We start from the raw sequence: 20642 nt of genomic DNA, 5'->3' as shown, positions 1-20642 counted from the left end.
GATGTTTGCAGGACGAACCTGGTCAATATCACCCAAACTCTCCCGAAACTTAGGTCGTTCTCAGCTACGTTCTGGCCATCCGAATTTTGACCCTTCGATCAAAGGAGATGGTCGTGGACCTCGCAGCCCGCCCCCGCATCACCGCTGGAGTGGCCCTCGCCGCCGGCATCATCACCGTCGCGCCGGTGACCCAGCACCTGCCCGACCGTCAGTTGGCCCAGCAGCTCTGGCAAGTCAGCTTGTCCAATATCCGACTCACCGATGCCGCCAGCGGCATGGTTGACCTGTTCTCCGGCGTGGAAAGCGAACTCGCCTCACTCGCAAGCGGAGCAAGCGCGGCCGCAGTGCCCGCAGGCACCCTGAGCGATGTCTTCAGTCCGATCGCTCAGAACCTAATCGTCCAGACGTATGTAACCACATTTCAAAACCTGGGAACCAATCTGCGATACATTCTCAACGGATGGAGCAAGGTTCCATTTCCGGTCGCGCAGCAGGTCGCCGCGAACTTTGTGCAGTATGCGAGCGATTATGTCGGCGATTACCAATCTGCGGCGCGAGGCGTTATCGATGTTTGGAACGGCGTTCCGGCCATTGAGTCGGCAGTGAACGAGATAATGTCTGGCAAAATCCAGCCTGGATTCCTAAGCCTTTGGTCCGACACCCTGACTTCGGCCGAAGCACATATTTTGTTACCGCTTGAAGCTATTCCGCAGATCCCCGGGTACGCGTTACAAAATCTCACCAACGGGTACAACTACGCTGCGACCACAATGCTCACAGCCGTTGGTGGGAACTGGGCTAACTCGATATGGGAGCAACCGTTTGTCTTTGGACTTGGTACAAGCCTGCAAAATGCGTACAACGCATGGGAGGCAGGCGACACGGTGGGGGCAGTGACCAACCTGATCAATACGCCCGGCGCAATGCTGAACGCTTTCCTCAATGGGACTTCGGCAAGTAAACTTTCGCCACCGTCCGGCGGCGTGTTCAGCAGTGGAGCGTTTGTGGCGAGGCTGGGCGCCGGCAATGGCTTCGTCCAGCAATGGTTGACCACCATCCTTCCGGGTCTAGCGAAAGAAATAGTCGCGCCCAATGCGCAAAACGTCGCGAACGGCGGCGGCCTCGGGGTGGCAATCCAGGACTTCGCGAACCAGCTGATCAATGGCTGGCCAAACCTGACTCCCGTCATTAACGGCATCGGCGGTCAATTGACTGCGCTGCTGCAAAGCATCCCCTCGGTCCTGTCGAACCTCCCATCAATGTTGGCCAACTTCGGCGGAGCGTTGGCAAGCAATATTGGGTCGCTGGTCGCCGCGCTCCTCAAGTTGCTGTGAGTCCGATAGTGGTCGCCGATGCGAGCCGGTGACCGCCCACGGCGATTGGCCCCCTTCGCGAGAAGGGGGCCAATCCGCGGCGCCGGTCTCTCGCAGCGTCAACCAGTGACATAGTCGAAACGCTGTCACAGGCGCCGGTCCCGCGGATGGTCCGAAGGCTAGCCGCTAATCGATCGTCACTTCATGAGACGACACCGGACTTTGATCGCTTTCACAGCTCGCTCGGGTTGCTGCTCAGGCCTTGTGTTTGTACAGTCGTGCCACCGTGGATCTTCGGAGCGCTGGTACGACTCGACGATGGCAGTTGACCATCGCAATCGTCGCCGTGCTGAGCCTGTTCGTTGCCGTGATCGCAGGTTCCTCATTGCGTCCACAGTTCTCCGCGGCGACATTGCCGGAGCCGGCGGCGTGGACTCATGCGGCCCAAGGTGTCCAAGCGCATGCCGGCCCGGTGCAGCGTCACGCTGCCGCCCAATCCATCAGCCGTCTGGAACATGGCGTTTCGTCGGGCTCTACACCGACGAATAAGAAGCCGTTCCGCAACATGTGGATGACGCGTGACCGGCCGACCAGTTGGATCTACTTGTCGCCTCAATCGGACTGGGTGGCGTTGCCGGCGTCGTTTGCCGCCCCAGAGTTTCAGCCGAGCGGCACCCTCTGGGCTGTATCCGTGGCCGCTCTTGACAACCGAGACACGTTGACCCAGTTCTGCGTCGTTCGCTGCTGATAGGCCAGTGCCGGGCTGTCGCGCCGTCTGGCTCGGCCCTGTAAGGCCAACACACACACCAGCTTTGCCTTGACGCTGCGGCGTCGATGCGCGAAGGCGATCACCGGATCCTGCCTGATCGTGCTGAATCGCCCGCGGCCGTAGCGGGCCAAGCCGTCTGACCAGACATGCACGACACCCACGGCGTCGGTCTATTTCCCAACATCGATGTCTTGGAGGACGAGTCATGGCTGCATGCGCAGCTCACCTCACCCGACCTGTCGCACTGCGGGTGAGTTGACAATGAATTTTAGTGCACCAGAAGTCAATTCGAATAAAACCTACTCAGGTCGCGCTCTCGGTGAAAGCCAGTCGGGGACGTTCCACCTGCCGCGGCTGGAGCATTCCACGTTACCGATGGCCGCCGATCGAGGTGTCGGCTGGAAGGCGTTGCGGGACGCCGGGCCGGTCGTGTTCATGAACGGCGCCTACTACCTGACCCGCCGCGAGGACGTGCTGTCAGCGCTATGCAACGCCAACCTCTTCTCGGCACATTTGGCGCTTCAACCCCCCGGCAGCCCGGTGCCGGTGTTGCCTTCGGCGTTCGACCCTCCCGAGCACACGCGCTACCGAAAAATCCTGCAACCGTACTTCAGCCCGCACGCCTTGAGTAAGTCGCGGCCCGTGATGCAGCGCCATGCCACCGAAATGATCGCTGCCCTCGCCGGCCGGGGCGAGTGCGAGGCGATGGCGGATTTCGCGCGCCTCTACCCGTTCGGGGTGTTCATGGACCTCTACGGGCTGCCGCTGGAGGACCGAGATCGTGTGATCGGCTGGAAGGACGCCGCGGTGGCCGGCCAGCCCGAAGGGTACGAGCTGTTGACATATTTCAACGACGCCATCCAACACCGCCGACGGAGCCCGGGCACTGACCTGTTGTCGCAAGTGATGACCGGTCCGGGCGATCTCACTGACCTCGAGCTACTCGGCATGAGTCACCTGCTGATTCTGTCTGGTCTGGACACGGTGGCCGCGGCGATCGGTTTCTCGCTCTTCGAATTGGCGCGCAAACCGCAACTGCGCCAAGAGCTTCGCGATAAACCAGAGCAGGTCAAGGTCTTCATCGAAGAGATCGTCCGACTTGAGCCGTCGGCGCCATTGGCGGCCCGGGTTACCACCGATTTCGTCAACGTGGGCGGCATGACGCTTCCCCCAGGCACACCGGTGCGGTTATGTACGGCCGCGATCAACCGCGACGGCAGCGACGAGATCTCCACCGATGAGCTGGTCATGGACGGAAAGGTGCACCGACATTGGGGATTTGGTGGTGGGCCACACCGCTGCTTGGGTTCCCACCTGGCGCGGATAGAACTGACCATCATTGTTGACGAATGGCTCAAGCAGATCCCCGACTTCGAACTACCACCGGGCTACACCCCCGACATCAAATACCCGTCGAAAACGTTTGCGCTCAAGTCGCTACCACTGAGCTGGGGCTGACCGGTCACCTCCTGAGTAAGCGGGCCTCCTTCGGCCGAGTTACTCGCATCGGACGCGAGTAGTTGCGAAGGAGGCCCGCTCTTTTCGGCGGAGCCACACGGGTGGGGTTCACCAGGTGGCTTCACCACGCTGCGGGTCGTGTCGCCCCAGCCGGTGCGATGAGGCAAAGACCGCGCGTTAATCCCGTTTGTCGCATTGGTAACTCGCTGGCTGGCAATAGGCGACAGCCAACCGCTTTTGTCGCTCGAAGGATGTGTCCCGAACGAATCGCTGCGGACGTGTCGAAAGGACTAGACGACATCAAAACCGGGGTGTCCTCATTATCCCGGGATGAGCCTGGCGGGTGCCCGCTGATGGTCAGGTGGTGTCCGGCATGGAGGCGACGCGAGCCCGGTCTGCGGCTTTTGTATGGAACGGGAGAAGGCCGGTTCCGATACTTTCCGTTCGGGATTTCGAAGTGGGCGGTCCAGGAGGCATGGGAGGGGGTCAAGGCGAACAAGGGCGCGCCGGGTGTGGAATCGGATGTCGTCGGGAAGCTACTTTCCGCCTCCGGTGCGTGCGGTGCAGATACCCAAGCCGCATGGTGGCGGGACCAGAATGTTGAGCACACCCACGGTGGCGCAAACGGTGGTGGCTGAGGAGTTGAAGTCGAAGACGGAAGCGACGGCGTGAATCGTGAGTCACGTCAGGTTATTCGGAGTCGCCAACTCGGCGGACGCGCACTTAGCCGAATGTGAACGAAAACACTTGCAGGCCTTGGCTCACCCGCATGTCGAGCTGATCGGGGTGCGCGGTGTCCCCGGGGTCGTTGCCGACGATCTGATGCAGGGTGGGCGGCCCGCCGATCGGCGTCGTGGTCGTCTTCTGGTCCCGGGTGACGGCGAGGGTGCCGGTGCCGCCGACGACGACGTAGACATCTTTCGCGGTGTAGTTCAGCCGGATGGCGGCATCGTCGCTGTTGGCGGTGGCGCCCTGGTCGTCCAGAGTCCAGCGCCCGCGCAACGCGAACCTGTCGCCACCCAACGCCGCCGGGTAGCCGAACGTGGCGGTGCCGGCCTTGTATTCGCCGTCGCCGCCGTAGTTTTCGGCCCTGCCGACACCCAGGTACGTTTCGGGGGTGAGCCTGGTGTGCGGCGTGGCGTCGACCGCGCGCGTCGGCCCCGGCAGCCGCACGTCCGGATTGGCGTCGACAAGCAACTGGCGGATCAGCCCCTCGGTGCCGTCGTAGTCGCCTTCGCCGAACTTGGTGTGCCGCACGTTTCCGTCCGCGTCGATCAGATACTCGGCCGGCCAGTACAGGTTCTGGTAGTTGTTCCACGTCGCGTAGTCGTTGTCCAGCGCGATGGGATAGGTGATGTGCAACGCGGCGGCGCCGCTGGCGACATTGGCGGCGACGTGTTCGAACGCGTACTCGGGAGTGTGCACCCCGATGACGACGAAACCGTCGCCCCGATACCGGTTGTACCAATCGACCACGTGCGGGATGGCGCGCTGGCAGTTGATGCACGAGTACGCCCAGAAGTCGATCAAGACCACCTTGCCGCGCAACGACGCGAGGTCGACCGCCGCGCCGCCCGGGGTGTTGAGCCACCCGGTGATCCCCGTTAAAGCGGGCGCCGGCCCGCACTGCTGTAGTCGGTCGACGCCGTCGGTGCAGTCGGCCAATCGACCGTTGACCGTGCCGCGCGGGTTCAGCTTTCGCCGAATGTCGTTGGCGCCTATGCCTTTCTGCATCGCCGCCGTGTAGTCGGGGACGGCGCGCTGCAGCGTCGCGGGCAGGTTGAAGACCAGCGCCGCGGCCAGCACGATCATCGTGATCCCGCCGGCGACCTGAATTGCCCGCTGCCGACGCCGGAATGCCGCGACGCGTTCGGCGACGTGCCGCCCGGCCAGCGCGAAAACCAGCAACGGCAACGCGGTCCCGACCGCGAACGTCGCGGTCAACACCAGCGTCGCCAGACCGATGGACGCGGTGCCGCCCGCCACCACGATGGCGGCCAGCACCGGCCCCGCGCACGGCACATACAGCGCGCCCAACGTCAGGCCCAGGCCGAAACCGCCATGGCTCAAGCTTTTTAAGCCGATTTCACGCTGTGGGATCCGGGCAAACGGCCGCTCGATCAGGTGTTGCAGCGGCGGGAAGATCAGCCCGAGGCCGATGAGGGTCAACACCACAAGGGCGGCCCACCGGATCGCGTCCTGCGGCAGGTGCAGCGCCGACAACAGGGCCGAACCGGCCAGCGTGACCACGCCGAAGCTGCAGACCAGACCCGCGATCACCAGATACGGCCGCGTCGCGCGGCCACCGTCCAGGCCGGAAAACAACACCACCGGAAGCACCGGCAGGATGCACGGCGAGATGCCGGTGATCAGGCCGCCGAGAAACCCGATCAGCGCGACTGTTCCCATGACCGGAGCCAGCCGACCGGCTAATCGCTGTAGGCAAAGGAACGATGGGGCTCGACCGGCTGGGCGGGCACCCTGGCGGGCCGGGAGCGCACCCGCATCGGCCACCAGAACCAGCGCCCCAGCAGCGCGGCGATGGACGGCGTCATGAACGCCCGCACGATCAGCGTGTCGAACAGCAGGCCCAGGCCGATGGTGGTGCCCACCTGCCCGATGATCCGCACGTCGCTGACGATCATGGACGCCATCGTGAACGCGAACACCAGACCCGCGTTGGTCACCACCTTGCCGGTGCCGCCCATGGAACGGATGATGCCCGTCTTCAGGCCGGCATGAATTTCCTGCTTGAACCGGGAGACCAACAACAGGTTGTAGTCGGATCCCACGGCCAACAGCACGATGACGGACATCGCAAGCACCAGCCAGTGCAATTGGATACCGAGAATGTGCTGCCAGACCAGCACCGATAGCCCGAAGGAAGCGCCCAGCGAAAGCGCCACCGTCCCCACGATGACCGCGGCCGCGACCAGGGCCCGGGTGAGAATCAGCATGATGATGAAAATGAGGCAGAGCGAGGAAATTCCGGCGATCACCAGATCCCATTTGGCGCCGTCGGAGATGTCCTTGAAGACGGCCCCCGTTCCGGCCAGGTAGATCTTTGCGTCCTCCAAGGGAGTTCCCTTGAGCGATTCCTCGGCCGCGGTGCGTATCTTGTCGATGCTCGCGATTCCCTCGGCCGAGGCGGGATCTCCCCGATGCAAAATGATGAAGCGAGCCGAATGTCCGTCCGGTGACAGGAAGTTATTCATCGCGCGCTTGAAGTCTTTATTTTTGAAGACCTCGGGCGGAAGGTAGAACGAGTCGTCGTTCTTGGACGCGTCGAAAGCGTGGCCCATCGCCGTCGCGTTGTCGCTCATCTCGTCCATCTGATCGAAGATCCCGGACATGGTGCTGTGCATGTCCAGCATCATGGTCCGCATGCTGGCCATGGTTTCGATCATCGGCGGGAACTGCGCGATCATCTGCGGCATGAGCCGGTCCATCTCTTTGATGTCACCGACCAGCGCGTTCAGTTTCTCGTCGATTTGGTCCAGGCCGTCGAGCGCGTCGAATATCGATCGAATCGACCAGCAGATCGGAATGTCGAAACAGTGCTTCTCCCAGTAGAAGTAGCTGCGGATCGGACGCCAGAAATCATCGAAATCCGCGATGTGGTCGCGTAACTCGTTGGTGATTTGCTGCATTTGCTCGGTGTCGCCGACCATGCGGTGTGTGGTGGCGGCGAGCTGCCTCATCAATTCGTACATCCGCTGCATGGTGGCGATCGTCTTGGTCATCTCGTCGGCCTGCTTGAGCATGTTGTCCATCTGGTCACGCTGGTACTTCATGGTCTGCAACTGACCGGCGTTTTGCATGCTGATCTGGAATGGAATGGACGTGTGGTCCATCGTCGTTCCGTCGGGCCTGGTGATCGCCTGGACGCGGGAAATGCCCGGGACGCGGAAGATGCCTTTGGCCAGCCTGTCCAAAACGAGGAAGTCGGCCGGATTGCGCATGTCGTGGTCGGACTCGATCATCAAGATCTCCGGCTTCATCCGGGCCTGGGAGAAGTGGCGATCCGCGGCCATCAAGCCCGCATTGGCGGGGATGAAACTGGGCAGGTACTCCCGGTCGTTGTAGTTGGCCTTGTACCCGGGCAGGGTGAGCAGGCCGACGAGGGCGACGGCGCAGGTGACGGCCAGGATCGGCAGCGGCCAGCGAACCACCGCGGTACCGACCCGTCGCCAGCCCCGAACCTTGAGCACCCGCTTGGGGTCGAACAGTCCGAACCGGCTGCCCACGGTCAACACGGCGGGTCCCAGCGTCAGCGCGACGGCCACCGCGACGAGCATCCCCACCGCGCACGGAATACCCAGGGTCTGGAAATACGGCATCCGCGCGAAGCTGAGGCAGAACGTGGCCCCGGCGATCGTCAGACCGGAACCCAGGATGACGTGGGCCGTGCCGCGGTACATCGTGTAGAAGGCCGCTTCCCTGTCTTCGCCGGCCTGGCGGGCCTCCTGGTAGCGCCCGATGATGAAGATCCCGTAGTCCGTCCCGGCCGCGATCGCCAACGAGGTCAGCAGGGACACCGCGAAGGTGGAAAGCCCGATGAGCCCGGTTTGCCCCAGCAGCGCGACGGCCCCGCGCGCCGCGGTCAACTCGAAACCGACCGTGATCAGCAGGAGAATCACGGTGATGATCGAACGGTAGACGAATAGCAACATGATCAGGATCACCGCGATCGTCGTCGCCGTGATCCGCAGCATCGATTTGTCGCCGCTGTGGTGCAGATCCGCGGCGAGCGCCGACACCCCGGTGACGTAGGCCTTGACCCCGGGCGGCGGAGGCACGCTGTTGACGATCTTGCGGACGGCTTCGACGGATTCGTTGGCCAGCAGCTCGCCCTGGTTACCGGCGAGATTCACCTGGACGGTCACGGCTTTGCCGTCGTTGCTCTGCGCGCCCGCGGCCGTGAGGGGATCACCCCAAAAGTCCTGGACGCTCAGCACGTGCGCCTTGTCTTCGCGCAACTTACGAATCATCACGTCGTAGTACCTGTGGGCGTCGTCGCCGAGGGTGTGGTTGCTCTCCAGCACGATCACCGCCGAGCTGTCGGTCGCACCCTCGTTGAACGCGCGGCCGATCTTTTTCATCGCCACGAACGACGGCGCATCCTTGGGGCTCAGCGACACCGACCGCTCTTGCCCGACCACTTCCAGCGACGGGACGAACACGCTGAGGGCGATGGCGATCCCCACCCAGAACAGGATGATCGGCACCGCAAAGGTGTGGAGCATTCTTGCGATGAACGGCCGTTCAGCGTGGGTGTTGGCGAATTGCTTGGCGAATTGCATAGTCACGCGGACTTCACCAGGCAGAAGGTGTAGGCGTGGACCTCGTTGGAAATTCTCTCGGCCTTGACCACGTCGTCCACCGTGATGCGGCAGCCGATGCTATCGCTATCGCCCCGTGCCGTAAGGTTTCCCATCACGGCCGCCTTGTCGGTGGTGATGCGTAGCGACCATGGCAACCGTGCCCCGTCGACCCGTTTGGGGTCGGCGTTGACGTCGAAATAGCTGATGTCCGCGACCGTTCCGGGCGGTCCGAAGACCTCGTAGACAATTCGTTTCGGGTTGAACGGCTTCGGGTTTTGCAGGTTGCTGTCGGCATACGATTCGCGCTTTTCCGAGCCGAAGTAGCCATGGACCCGGTACACGATGAATCCACCGACTATCACCACCGCCAAGATGACCAGTGGAATCCAAGTCCGCGACAGCACCTTGAAAATCTGGAATCCCCTCTACCGGTCGGCACTTCTGCGGTTCGACGGTCCGCTGAATCGCGGATGCCGCCCGAACATGTCAACTACGGATCGCCGCACTGAGCTCATCCGCCAGCACACCCGCGAGAGCGCAGCCAAGCCTTGCCTAAGTAAATCACGGCTGGGTATTCACCTAGGTCGGGATCGTCGACTCCTTCCCCTCGCGCATGGAGTGTAACGCATATCACGTGCGTAACGCGAAAACTACCGCCCCGATTGACCCTCCGCAAATCACGCGCCGTGCGTTATACAAATCACACGGTGTGCGTTATCCTCGGCCGGTGGCGCAACTAACCTTCCAGCGCGCCCGCACGGAAGAAAACAAGCGTCAACGTGCGGCGGCCCTGGTCGAGGCCGCGCGTTCGCTGGCGGTCGAGGCGGGCGTCGCGTCGGTCACGTTGACCGCCGTCGCCAGCCGCGCCGGAATTCACTACTCGGCGGTGCGCCGCTACTTCACCTCCCACAAGGAGGTCCTGCTGCACCTCGCCGCCGAAGGGTGGGTGCGCTGGTCGGGCACGGTGTGCGACGAGCTGGTCGAGCCGGGCCCGATGTCGCCGGCGCGGGTGGCCGAGACCTTGGCCAACGGGCTGGCGGCCGACCCGCTGTTTTGTGACCTGCTCGCCAACCTGCACCTGCACCTCGAGCACGAGGTGGACATCGACCGGGTGGTCGAGATCAGGCGGACCATCGCCGCCGCCGCCATCGCGCTGGCCGACGCGATCGAGCGGGCGTTGCCCGCCCTCGGCCGGTCCGGCTCCTTCGACATCCTGATCGCCGCCTACTCGTTGGCCGCCGCGTTCTGGCACATCGCCAACCCCCCGGAGCGGCTCACCGACGTCTATGCGGAGGAGCCGGACGCCCTTCCGCCCGAGTGGAACATCGATTTTGCGTCCGCGCTCACCCGGGTGCTCACCGCAACGTGCATCGGCCTCGTCCCCGAGTCCCGGTGAGCCGAAAGGGATTGGTGTGTGCGAAGTGGGGACGATCGGCTCGATGCGAAACGCGGACTGGACCGTGATGCGCGCCGCCACGCCCAAGCGGCTAGGGTACTTAGCGCACCAAAGCATCCGCTGGACGGGCCACGGCGGACGGGGTTTTCGCGCGCGACGGTCGGGCAATGGCTGAGGTAATCGGACGGGCGGCTGGGCGCTCGGTGAGCGGAAGGTAGTTGAGTGGCAAAGGCTCCTGTCGCCAATGCGGTGAAACGGGTGTGGGTCGCGCTCGTCATCGTCGTAGTGGTCGCGGTAGCGAGTTTCTGCGTCGTTCGGCTGCGCAGCATCTTCGGCGTGCACGACAACCGCCCGCTCACCAGCGGCATCGCCGACGACATCAAGCCGTTCAATCCCAAGCACGTGGTGTACGAGGTCTATGGCCCCGCCGGGACCGTCGCCAACATCAACTACCTGGACATCAACGCCCAGCCCCGGCGAGTGGATAACGTGCCGCTGCCCTGGACGCTCTCGGTCATTACGACGCTTCCCTCGGTGAGCGTCAACGTCGTGGCGCAGGGCAACACCGACCAGATCGGCTGCCGCATCATCGTCAACGACGTCGTCAAGGACGAAAGGTCCACCAGCGGAATGAACGCTCAAACCTTCTGCATAGTGAAGTCCGCATGACCGACAACCAGGCCGTAGGGCTGCCGCACATGCCGATTTTCGCGCGCACCATCCACAAGCTCGCGCTGCCGGTCGTCCTGTTCTGGATAGGGCTCGTCGTCGTCCTCAGCGTCCTGGTCCCGTCACTGGACAAGGTGGCCAAGCAACACCAGGTGTCCATGAGCCCCAACGACGCGCCGTCGATGCAGGCGATGAAGCGCGTCGGCAAGGTGTTCAACGAATTCAACAGCGACAGCGCGGTGATGATCGTGCTGGAGGGTGACAAACCGCTCGGCGACGACGCCCACCATTACTACGACCAGATCGTGCACAAGCTCGAGGCCGACACCAAGCACGTGCAGCACGTCCAGGATTTCTGGGGGGATCCGCTGACGGCCGCCGGTTCCCAGAGCACCGACGGCAAGGCCGCCTATGTCCAGGTGTATCTCGCCGGTAACCAGGGCGAGAGCTTGGCCAGTGAGTCCGTCGCGGCGGCCCGCAAGATCGTGGACAGCGTGCCTCCGCCGCCGGGGGTCAAGGCGTACGTGACGGGCGCGGCGGCGTTGACCGCCGATCAAACGTCGGCCGGAGACAAGAGCGTCCAAAGGGTCACGGCGATCACCTTCGTGGTGATCATCGTGATGCTGCTCTTCGTCTACCGCTCGATTGTCACCGTGTTTATCACCCTGTTGATGGTGTTGATCGAGCTGTTCGCGGCCCGGCAGGTGGTGGCTTTTCTCGCGTATAACAACATCATTGGGCTGTCGACCTTCGCGGTGAACATGCTGGTGCTGCTGGCCATCGCCGCCGGGACGGACTATGCGATCTTCGTCCTCGGCCGATATCAAGAGGCGCGGTCGCTTGGTGAGGATCGGGACCAGGCCTTCTACACCATGTTCCACGGGACCGCGCACGTGGTTTTGGGCTCCGGCCTGACCATCGCCGGCGCGATGTATTGCCTGAGCTTTACTCGGCTTCCGTATTTCCAGACGCTCGGTGTGCCGTGCGCGGTGGGAATGCTCGTCGCCGTCTTCGCCGCGCTCACCCTCGGCCCGGCCGTGTTGACGGTGGGCAGCCGCTTCGGCCTGTTCGATCCCAAGCGAAAGATGAGGACCCGGGGATGGCGGCGGGTGGGCACCGCCATTGTCCGCTGGCCCGGACCGATTCTCGCGGTGTCCGTTGGGATCGCCCTCATCGGTCTGCTCGCCCTGCCCGGCTATCAAACCAATTACGACAACCGGCTTTATCTGCCCCCGAGCACTCCCGCGAACATCGGATACGCGGCCGCCGAACGGCATTTTCCCGCGTCCCGGATGAATCCGGAATTGCTGATGGTCGAGACCGATCACGACATGCGGAATCCGGCGGGCATGTTGGTGTTGGACCGGATCGCGCGGGGCGTCTTCCACATTCCGGGAATCGCGCGCGTCCAGGCGATAACCCGGCCGTTGGGAGCGCCCATCGAGCACACGTCGATCCCGTTCCAGATCAGCATGCAGAACACGACGCAGGTCGAAAACCAGGAGTACATGAAGCAGCGCATGAAGGACATGCTCAAGCAGGCCGACGCGATGCAGGAATCCATCGACACGATGCAGCGCATGTACAACATCACGTCGCAGATCGCCGCCACCACGCACCACATGGCTGGCCTGACGCATGAGATGGTGGACGTGACGAGCGAATTGCGTGACCACATCGCCGATTTCGATGATTTCTGGCGCCCGATTCGCAGCTACTTCTACTGGGAGAAGCACTGCTTCGACATCCCGATCTGCTGGTCTTTGCGGTCGATCTTCGACGCGCTCGACGGTTTGGATCAGATCACCGAGAAGTTCGTGGCGCTCACGGGCGACATCGACCAGCTGGACAGGTTGATGCCGCAGATGCTGGCCCAAATGCCGCCGATGATCGCGACCATGACGACCATGAAGGAGATGATGCTGACCATGCACAGCTCCATGTCGTCGCTGTATGACCAGATGGACGTGATGAGCCAGAACTCCACCGCCATGGGTCAGGCTTTCGATGCGGCCAAGAACGACGACTCGTTCTACATACCGCCGGAGGTCTTCGACAACCCGGACTTCAAGCGGGGCCTGAAGATGTTCTTGTCGTCCGACGGTCACGCGGCCCGGTTCATCATCTCCCATGACGGAGACCCGGCCTCGCCCGAAGGCATCTCGCACGTCGACCCGATAAAGAACGCGGCGAAAGAGGCGATCAAAGGAACGCCGTTGGAGGGCGCCAAGATCTACCTCGCCGGCACCGCCGCCGTCTACAAGGACATGCGCGACGGGTCCAAGTACGACCTCATGATCGCCGGAATAGCCGCTGCCAGCCTGATTTTGATCATCATGCTGGTCATTACCCGAAGCCTGGTCGCCGCGATCACCATCGTGGGCACGGTGCTGATTTCGTTGGGTGCCTCTTTCGGGCTGTCCGTGTTGGTCTGGCAGGACATCATCGGCTTCAAACTGCACTGGATGGTGCTGGCGATGTCCATCATCTTGATGTTGGCCGTGGGGTCCGACTACAACCTGCTGCTGGTGTCGCGTTTCAAAGAGGAGATCCACGCCGGACTGAAAACCGGGATCATCCGCTCGATGGCCGGCACCGGAGCGGTGGTGACTTCCGCGGGCCTGGTGTTCGCCGCCACCATGGCGTCGTTCATCTTCAGCGATCTCAAGGTCGTCGGGCAGGTCGGCACCACCATCGGTCTGGGTCTGTTGTTCGACACCTTGATCGTGCGCTCGTTCATGATGCCGTCGATCGCCGCGCTGCTGGGGCGCTGGTTCTGGTGGCCGCAACAGGTTCGCACCCGTCCCGCCAGCCAGCTGCTTCGGCCGTTCGGGCCGCGTCCGCTGGTACGTGCCCTGCTGCTGCCCAGGGATGATCCCGGCAGCAACGGTGAATCGGCGAACACCGACCGCTTCCCGGCGGCCGCGCCGCACTACTGATCGCGAGGCGGGGAGCCCGGGCCTCGGGGCCCGTCGTCAGGCATAGCTGCGCAGTTGCACCGTTTTGCGCATGATGTCGCTCAGCTTTTGCACCGGCGCCCCGCACGTCAGGCAGTAGGCGCCCGGGCCGCGGGCAATCCGGTCCAGCTGCTGCAGGACCTGGGCCTTGACCGTGCGCATGCAGCCGACGCACAGGATGTCGACGACGTTTCCGGACGGGCCGAGGTTTGGCTGGTTGCATCTGTCCACCGCGTGCCGGTGCACGACATGCGTGGCCCGGTTGGTGCAGCCGGCCTCGGACTGGCAGGTGATTTCTTGCCAGTCGAGCGCGGCCAGCGCGTCCGAGACTCCACTGGCTGACGGGTCCGCGGGGCTCATCGCGTCCTCACCGCGCAGCATCCCGGCGTGAGCCGGTCTTCCCAGTACCAAAGGCTGTGATGTGCATGATGTGGGTCCTGGTGCTAGAGCGGACGATTCGGAGTTGCCGGCAATATTTCGTGACGGCTCGTCGGGGACTATCGACCACACAGCCAGTCAACCAATATTGATTTGTCCCCGAATCAGCGGATCGAACACGTACCCGCCAATCGCCGATCTTAAACTCGCCCGCGAGTCAAAACCAGGGTCGATTTACCGGCGCTGGAAGCGCCGGGTGGTGCGGATGGTCTATGACCAGTTCCACACCGACATATCCCCTGGCGGGTATTGGTTGCACACATCGGTGGACTTGGCGACGACGCCCTTGTTGTTGAAGAAGATCTTGAAGTGGTTGGGCCAGGCCAGCCACAGCGGATCGACGCCGCCGTCGTAGAAGTGCTCGGAGTAATCGCGGCGACCCTCGGGCGACAGTGAGTAGAACCAGTGGATCTTGTCGATGGTCGCCTGCTGGACGTTCGGGTGGTTGTTGAAGTCGATCATGTAGCGCTGGTAGTACACCGGGCTGGTGTCCCTGGTGGCCGCCAGTATCTGTTCGGCGTCGCACGTCGTGGCGATCATGCGGCGAGGGATCGGAAAGTCCTCCGTGGAATCGGCCGCTGCGGTCTTGGGGAAACTCACCGCGGCGATGCCCAGAGCGAGGAAAACGGCGCCTGCACGCAGGCCAGAACTCAGCCGAGACATAGTTGTCACCGTAACACTTTTCCGGCCTCGGCGTGCCGTCGGGGCCACATTCGTAGCCCATCTCACTATCCATCACGATCAGGCACGATGATGTGCGCGGGATCGGGTCGCTGCTCCGGCGGGGCCTGGCTGTAGTCGCCGAATGGGCCGTCGCGGCGTTGGACGGCCGCGCGCACGCCGTGGGTCTCGGCGGTTTTGATGAAGTCGAGTGCGTCGGGGGTGTTGCGCATCAGGCCGTCGAGGATGCCGCCCAGAATCTGGGTGGATGCCAGGCCCATGTTCTCGTAGGCCTGGTTGACGATCAGCTTCTGCGCCCGCAATTGTGACAACGGGATTTGTGCCAGCTCGGCGGCGATCTCGGCGACCCGGGCCTCGAGGCGCTCGAACGGCACCGCCTCGTTGATCAGCTCGACCTCGGCGGCCTGCACGCCGGTCAGCGGCCGGCCCGTCAACGAGTGCCACTTGACCTTGGCCAGGCTCAGCCGATAGAGCCACATGCCGGTCAGGTAGGCCCCCCACATCCGGCTGTACGGGGTGCCGATCACGGCGTCGTTGCTGGCGATGATGATGTCGGCGCACAGCGCGTAGTCGCTGGCCCCGCCGACGCACCACCCGTGCACCTGGGCGATCACCGGTTTGGATGCCCGCCAGATCGCCATGAACTTCTGGGTCGGGCCCGTCTCGCGCGCGGTGACCATCGCGAAATCCTTGCCGGGGTCCCATTTTTCGTCCGTCATCATGGCCTCGCCCCAGTGCCGGAAACCGCCGCCGAAGTCGTAGCCGCCGGAGAAGGCCCGGCCGGCGCCGCGCAGCACGATGACCTTGATGTCGTGGTCGCGCTCGGCCAGCCCGACGGCCGCCTCGATCTCGTCGGGCATGGGCGGGACGATGGTGTTGAGCTGCTCGGGTCGGTTCAACGTGATGGTGGCGACCGGGCCGGCCGTCGTGTACAGCAGCGTTTCGAAGTGCGATGTCGGCATGACAGCAGGCAAGCCGCCTGGGCTGCGGGTGTCAAGCGGGCTCGATCAGGCGTACCGCGTCAGTAGTCTGATTAGCGGGTACGGCTCTTTGTCCGTGACGCCAGGATGTCGTCGGCGTTGTCGGAGTCGAGCACTAGGTCCCAATTCGTGTGCTCGACCAGGTAATCGTAGATCCGTCGAGCCAATAGTGATTGGTCGCCGTCTGCACCGGCGCGGTAAACCTCGGCGATCCATCGATCGGGATCGTCGCTGTCGGGGTACATGGTGACCTGGGTGGCGTCGTCAACTTTCAGATACGGTCGGCTGTCCGTGAGACGGGAGACAGGCACCTGCAGGAGTTGAGAGACCAGATCGGCGACCTGATCCGCGGAGTCGGCGCCCGCGCCGCAGACGTCACCACGTCAAAGCCAAGATCGGCAACCCAGAAGGCCGTAACTTTGGACTAGCGGCGAAGTCGCGTTCGCTCCTCGATGGGGAACGGTGTTCTTAACACCGCGACTGGACGGCCCTCAAGTGCCCAGCGTCCGCCATAGGAACGAATAACTCAGCGCCGACTTGAACGCGATCTGCTCGTTGTCGGCGGCGCCGGCGTGGCCGCCCTCGATGTTTTCGTAGTACCAGACCTTGTGGCCCGCGGCCTCTAACGCCGCCGTCATCTTGCGGGCATGGCCCGGGTGCACCCGGTCGTCGCGGGTGGACGTGGTGAACAGCACCGGCGGGTAGTGCCGCGTCGCCGAAATGTTTTGGTACGGGGAGTATTTAGAGATGAATACCCAATCATTCGGGTCGTCCGGGTCGCCGTACTCGGCCACCCACGAGGCCCCGGCGAGCAGCAGGTGGTAACGCTTCATGTCCAGCAGCGGCACGTCACAGACCAGCGCGCCGAACTTCTCGGGATATTGAGTGAGCATGATGCCCATCAGCAGCCCACCGTTGCTGCCGCCCCGCGCGCCGAGCTGCTCGACCGTCGTAATTCCGCGGTCCACCAAATCGGTTGCCACCGCGGCGAAGTCCTCGGCGACCTTGTGCCGGCCCGCGCGCATCGCCTGGGTGTGCCAGCCGGGCCCGTACTCGCCGCCGCCGCGGATGTTGGCCACCGCGTAGGTGCCCCCGCGCGCCAGCCACAGCCGGCCCAGCACGCCGTCGTACCCAGGTGTTCGCGACGCCTCGAATCCGCCGTATCCGCTCAGCAGGGTAGGCCCGGGACCGTCCGCGTCGTTGGGCCGTACGACGAAGTAGGGGATCGGCGTGCCATCCTTCGACGCCACGAAATGCTGTGCCACGGAGATGTTTTCGGCGTCGAAGAACGTCGGCGCCGCCTTGATCTCGTCGAGTTGCCCGCCGCCGGTGCCGCGCAACAGCTTTGAGGGTGTGATGAATCCACTGGAATCAAGGAAGAACTCGTCACCGGTGTCGTCGGCGGTGACGACGACGGTGTTGGTGGCGGCCGGGATGCCCGGCTGGGGTTCGCGCCGCCACGCGCCCCGTGACGATCGCAAGCGCGGCGGAGCCGGGCGCAGCGGGTCGTCACGCGAAGGCGGTGTGGCGATCTCCACGCGGCTGGCCACGTCGGCCAGCGTGACGATCAGAAGGCGGTCTCTCGTCCACGCGTAGTGATTCAGGGCTGTGTGCTCGTCGGGCTCGAACACCACCCGCAATTGCGCTGTGCCGGCGAGGAACTCGTCGTAGTCGGCCGCCAGCAGCGAGCCCGCGGCATATGTCGTGGTGCCGCGGAACCAGTCGGTGCGCAGTTCGATCAACAGCCATTCGCGGTGTATCGACACGCCGGCGTCGGTGGGCGCGTCGATGCGAATCAGCTCCGAGCCCCGCAGCTCGTAGACCTCGTCGTTCCAGAAGTCGAGGGCTCGCAGTAAGAGGGTGCGCTCGAAGCCGGGTGTCCGGTCCACGGACGCGGAGACGCTGACGTCGGCGCGAGTGCCCTCGAAGACGGTCTCGGCGTCGGCGAGCGGCGTGCCGCGGCGCCATCGCTTGATGACGCGCGGGTAGCCGGACTCGGTGAGCGAACCGGCGCCGAAGTCGGTGCCCACCAGCAGGGTATCCGGGTCGGCCCAGGCGGTCTGTGACTTGGCCTCCGGCAGCTCGAATCCGTCGACGACGAATTCGCGTGTCGCCATGTCGAATTCGCGCACGATGGAGGCGTCCGAGCCGCCCCGGGACAGCCCGATCAGGGCGCGCATGTGCTCGGGTTCGATGACGCCGGCACCCGCCCACACCCATTTTTGATCGTCAATTCGCCCCAGTTCATCGATATCGATCAGCACGTCCCATTCGGGGGAGTCGGTGCGGTAGCTGCCCAGCGTGGTGCGCCGCCACAGCCCGCGCGGGTTGGCGGCGTCGCGCCAGAAGTTATAGAGGTACTCGCCGCGGCGCACGACGTAGGGGATTCGGGCGTCGGTGTCGAGCACCTCGAGCGCCTCGGCGCGCATGCGCTCAAACCGCGCATCGCGGAATTCGGCCAGTGTCGGTTCGTTGCGCGCCCGCACCCACTCCAGCGCCTCCTCGCCGGTGATTTCCTCGAGCCATAGATACGGGTCGTCCTGCGCGGCGGCGGCCTCAGATGTCATGGCAGCCATTGTGGCCCCCGGCGGTAGTGTGAGGTGTATTACATGCGGTGAAACGAGGAGCCGAGCAGATGACCGTTTTCGCACGTCCGGGTGCCGCCGGGGCGCTGATGTCCTATGAATCCCGGTACCAGAACTTCATCGGGGGACAGTGGGTCGCGCCGGCGGGCGGCCGCTACTTCGAGAACCCGACTCCGGTGACCGGCCAGACGTTCTGCGAAATACCGCGTTCCGACGAGGCCGACGTCGAGAAGGCGCTCGACGCCGCGCACGCGGCGGCGCCGGCCTGGGGCAAGGCCGCGCCCGCCGAGCGGGCCGCGGTCCTGAACAAGATCGCCGACCGGATCGAGGAGAACAAGACCGCGCTGGCGGTGGCCGAGGTCTGGGACAACGGCAAACCGATCCGCGAGGCGCTGGCCGCCGACATCCCGCTGGCGGCCGATCATTTCCGGTACTTCGCCGGGGCGATCCGCGCGCAGGAGGGGTCGCTGTCGCAGATCGACGAGAACACCGTCGCCTACCACTTCCAGGAGCCGCTCGGGGTGGTGGGGCAGATCATCCCGTGGAACTTCCCGATCCTGATGGCCGCCTGGAAATTGGCGCCTGCGCTGGCGGCCGGCAACGCGGTGGTGCTCAAGCCCGCCGAGCAGACCCCGGCGTCGGTGCTGTACCTGATGTCGCTGATCGGCGACCTGTTGCCGGCGGGAGTGGTCAACGTGGTCAACGGATTTGGCGCCGAGGCCGGCAAGCCGCTGGCGTCGAGCAACCGGATCGCCAAGATCGCGTTCACCGGGGAAACCACCACCGGGCGGCTGATCATGCAATACGCCTCCCAGAACCTGATCCCGGTCACCCTGGAACTCGGCGGCAAGAGCCCCAACATCTTCTTCTCCGACGTGATGGCCGGCAGCGGTGAGTTCCAAGACGACTTCCAGGACAAGGCGCTGGAGGGCTTCACCATGTTCGCCCTCAACCAGGGCGAGGTGTGCACCTGCCCGTCGCGCAGCCTGATCCAGGCCGACATCTACGACGAGTTCCTGGAGTTAGCCGCGATACGCACCAAGGCCGTCCGGCAGGGCGACCCGCTGAACACCGAGACGATGCTGGGCTCGCAGGCCTCCAACGACCAACTGGAAAAGGTGTTGTCCTACATCGAGATTGGCAAGAGCGAGGGCGCCAAGGTCGTCACCGGCGGAGAGCGCGCCGAGCTCGGTGGCGACCTGTCCGGCGGCTACTACATGCAGCCGACGATCTTCTCCGGCAACAACGAGATGCGGATCTTCCAGGAGGAGATCTTCGGGCCGGTGGTGGCGGTGACGTCGTTCTCCGATTACGACGACGCCATCTCGATCGCCAATGACACCCTCTACGGTTTGGGCGCCGGCGTGTGGAGCCGCGACGGCAACACCGCCTACCGGGCCGGCCGCGACATCCAGGCCGGCCGGGTGTGGGTCAACTGCTACCACGTCTATCCCGCGCACGCGGCGTTCGGCGGTTACAAGCAGTCCGGCATCGGCCGGGAGAACCACAAGATGATGCTCGACCACTACCAGCAGACCAAGAACATGCTGGTGTCCTACTCCGACAAGGCGCTCGGTTTCTACTGATGGACGCGCCTGCGGGGGTGCTCATCACCGCGGCCGCCGCCGAACTGCTGGCTTCACTGCAGGAGCGGCATGGCCCGGTGATGTTTCACCAGTCCGGTGGTTGCTGCGACGGGTCGTCGCCGATGTGCTACCCGCGCGGCGACTTCCTCGTCGGCGACCGCGACGTCCTGCTCGGTGTGCTCGACGTGGGCGACGGGGTGCCGGTGTGGATTTCGGGTCCGCAGTACGCGGCCTGGAAGCACACCCAGCTGGTCATCGACGTGGTGCCGGGCCGCGGCGGCGGGTTCAGCCTGGAGGCGCCGGAAGGCGTGCGGTTTCTCAGCCGCGGCCGCGTCTTCACCGACGAAGAGCAGGCGCTGATTCGGGCCACGCCGGTCATCACCGGGGCCGCCTACGACCGCGGCGAACGCCCCTCGGCGCGCGGTCGGGTGGTGACTCCCGACGAAGCGACCGCGCCGGGAACGTGCAATCCTCGCACTCGATAAC

The 20642-nt window shown here is 64.1% G+C and carries 16 protein-coding genes; 8 read left to right on the top strand and 8 right to left on the bottom strand.

Annotated elements, in window-relative coordinates; all coding sequences use genetic code 11:
- Nucleotides 1–107 precede the first annotated feature (107 nt).
- The 3 genes from K3U93_RS21165 (at nt 108) to K3U93_RS21155 (ending at nt 3540) form a co-directional block, all read left to right on the top strand.
- Nucleotides 108–1334, top strand: a complete 1227-nt coding sequence (locus K3U93_RS21165) for a hypothetical protein (protein WP_083009859.1) — start codon at nt 108–110, stop codon at nt 1332–1334.
- A 304-nt stretch (nt 1335–1638) separates the two neighbouring features.
- A complete protein-coding gene (locus K3U93_RS21160; RefSeq protein ID WP_176219905.1) occupies nt 1639–2061 on the top strand; it encodes a hypothetical protein in 423 nt (140 codons plus the stop codon).
- A 396-nt stretch (nt 2062–2457) separates the two neighbouring features.
- Nucleotides 2458–3540 (top strand): cytochrome P450, encoded by a 1083-nt coding sequence (locus K3U93_RS21155; protein ID WP_230981523.1) that lies wholly within the window; start codon nt 2458–2460, stop codon nt 3538–3540.
- Nucleotides 3541–4263: 723 nt separating this feature from the next.
- Here K3U93_RS21155 and K3U93_RS21150 read toward each other — a convergent pair.
- Genes K3U93_RS21150 through K3U93_RS21140 form a run of 3 tightly spaced genes read right to left on the bottom strand, consistent with a single transcriptional unit; the run spans nt 4264 to nt 9268 of the window.
- Nucleotides 4264–5949: a cytochrome c biogenesis protein CcdA gene (locus tag K3U93_RS21150; RefSeq protein ID WP_083009857.1), complete on the bottom strand. Its 1686-nt coding sequence runs from the start codon at nt 5947–5949 to the stop codon at nt 4264–4266.
- Between the two features lie 20 nt (nt 5950–5969).
- Nucleotides 5970–8843, bottom strand: a complete 2874-nt coding sequence (locus tag K3U93_RS21145) for an MMPL/RND family transporter (RefSeq protein WP_434084839.1) — start codon at nt 8841–8843, stop codon at nt 5970–5972.
- Between the two features lie 2 nt (nt 8844–8845).
- Nucleotides 8846–9268, bottom strand: coding sequence for an MmpS family transport accessory protein (locus K3U93_RS21140; protein ID WP_071511154.1), 423 nt, complete (start codon nt 9266–9268; stop codon nt 8846–8848).
- 305 nt (nt 9269–9573) lie between these two features.
- Here K3U93_RS21140 and K3U93_RS21135 point away from each other — a divergent pair, with 305 nt between their 5' ends.
- From K3U93_RS21135 to K3U93_RS21125, 3 genes are all read left to right on the top strand, one after another.
- Nucleotides 9574–10260 (top strand): TetR/AcrR family transcriptional regulator, encoded by a 687-nt coding sequence (locus K3U93_RS21135; protein ID WP_083009855.1) that lies wholly within the window; start codon nt 9574–9576, stop codon nt 10258–10260.
- A gap of 222 nt (nt 10261–10482) precedes the next feature.
- Nucleotides 10483–10929, top strand: coding sequence for an MmpS family transport accessory protein (locus K3U93_RS21130; RefSeq protein WP_420915361.1), 447 nt, complete (start codon nt 10483–10485; stop codon nt 10927–10929).
- Nucleotides 10926–13868, top strand: a complete 2943-nt coding sequence (locus tag K3U93_RS21125) for an MMPL/RND family transporter (RefSeq protein WP_071511157.1) — start codon at nt 10926–10928, stop codon at nt 13866–13868. Before K3U93_RS21130 ends, K3U93_RS21125 begins: the two co-directional genes overlap by 4 nt.
- 36 nt (nt 13869–13904) lie before the next feature.
- Here K3U93_RS21125 and K3U93_RS21120 read toward each other — a convergent pair whose 3' ends face one another.
- The 5 genes from K3U93_RS21120 to K3U93_RS21100 form a co-directional block, all read right to left on the bottom strand.
- The gene (locus K3U93_RS21120; protein WP_071511238.1) at nt 13905–14246 is read right to left on the bottom strand and encodes a hypothetical protein; all 342 of its coding nucleotides are present in this window, start codon (nt 14244–14246) and stop codon (nt 13905–13907) included.
- Nucleotides 14247–14534: 288 nt separating this feature from the next.
- Nucleotides 14535–14987, bottom strand: a complete 453-nt coding sequence (locus tag K3U93_RS21115) for a DUF5078 domain-containing protein (protein WP_071511158.1) — start codon at nt 14985–14987, stop codon at nt 14535–14537.
- A 65-nt stretch (nt 14988–15052) separates the two neighbouring features.
- Nucleotides 15053–15967: a crotonase/enoyl-CoA hydratase family protein gene (locus tag K3U93_RS21110; RefSeq protein WP_071511159.1), complete on the bottom strand. Its 915-nt coding sequence runs from the start codon at nt 15965–15967 to the stop codon at nt 15053–15055.
- Nucleotides 15968–16038: 71 nt separating this feature from the next.
- Entirely contained in the window at nt 16039–16296 is a 258-nt protein-coding gene (locus K3U93_RS21105) for a hypothetical protein (protein WP_139796808.1), read from the bottom strand.
- A gap of 180 nt (nt 16297–16476) precedes the next feature.
- Nucleotides 16477–18552: a prolyl oligopeptidase family serine peptidase gene (locus K3U93_RS21100; protein ID WP_083009852.1), complete on the bottom strand. Its 2076-nt coding sequence runs from the start codon at nt 18550–18552 to the stop codon at nt 16477–16479.
- Nucleotides 18553–18620: 68 nt separating this feature from the next.
- On the opposite strand from K3U93_RS21100, the gene exaC reads away from it, so the two are divergent.
- On the top strand, nt 18621–20156 hold the full coding sequence (gene exaC / locus K3U93_RS21095; protein WP_083009851.1) for an acetaldehyde dehydrogenase ExaC: 1536 nt from the start codon (nt 18621–18623) through the stop codon (nt 20154–20156).
- The gene (locus K3U93_RS21090) at nt 20156–20641 is read left to right on the top strand and encodes a DUF779 domain-containing protein (protein ID WP_083009850.1); all 486 of its coding nucleotides are present in this window, start codon (nt 20156–20158) and stop codon (nt 20639–20641) included. The genes exaC and K3U93_RS21090 overlap by 1 nt, the downstream gene beginning before the upstream one ends.
- Nucleotide 20642: the final 1 nt, after the last annotated feature.

This window comes from Mycobacterium malmoense (genome assembly GCF_019645855.1).
GTDB lineage: Bacteria > Actinomycetota > Actinomycetes > Mycobacteriales > Mycobacteriaceae > Mycobacterium > Mycobacterium malmoense.
This window is presented reverse-complemented; position numbering and strand designations above follow the sequence as displayed.

Excerpts from the sequence above, each read along its gene's own strand:
- K3U93_RS21165 (WP_083009859.1), top strand. The coding sequence starts at position 108 with ATGGTCGTGGACCTCGCAGCCCGCCCCCGCATCACCGCTGGAGTGGCC.
- K3U93_RS21155 (WP_230981523.1), top strand. The coding sequence starts at position 2,458 with ATGGCCGCCGATCGAGGTGTCGGCTGGAAGGCGTTGCGGGACGCCGGG.
- K3U93_RS21150 (WP_083009857.1), bottom strand. The coding sequence starts at position 5,949 with ATGGGAACAGTCGCGCTGATCGGGTTTCTCGGCGGCCTGATCACCGGC.
- K3U93_RS21145 (WP_434084839.1), bottom strand. The coding sequence starts at position 8,843 with ATGCAATTCGCCAAGCAATTCGCCAACACCCACGCTGAACGGCCGTTC.
- K3U93_RS21125 (WP_071511157.1), top strand. The coding sequence starts at position 10,926 with ATGACCGACAACCAGGCCGTAGGGCTGCCGCACATGCCGATTTTCGCG.
- K3U93_RS21120 (WP_071511238.1), bottom strand. The coding sequence starts at position 14,246 with ATGAGCCCCGCGGACCCGTCAGCCAGTGGAGTCTCGGACGCGCTGGCC.
- K3U93_RS21115 (WP_071511158.1), bottom strand. The coding sequence starts at position 14,987 with ATGTCTCGGCTGAGTTCTGGCCTGCGTGCAGGCGCCGTTTTCCTCGCT.
- K3U93_RS21110 (WP_071511159.1), bottom strand. The coding sequence starts at position 15,967 with ATGCCGACATCGCACTTCGAAACGCTGCTGTACACGACGGCCGGCCCG.
- K3U93_RS21100 (WP_083009852.1), bottom strand. The coding sequence starts at position 18,552 with ATGACATCTGAGGCCGCCGCCGCGCAGGACGACCCGTATCTATGGCTC.
- exaC (WP_083009851.1), top strand. The coding sequence starts at position 18,621 with ATGACCGTTTTCGCACGTCCGGGTGCCGCCGGGGCGCTGATGTCCTAT.
- K3U93_RS21090 (WP_083009850.1), top strand. The coding sequence starts at position 20,156 with ATGGACGCGCCTGCGGGGGTGCTCATCACCGCGGCCGCCGCCGAACTG.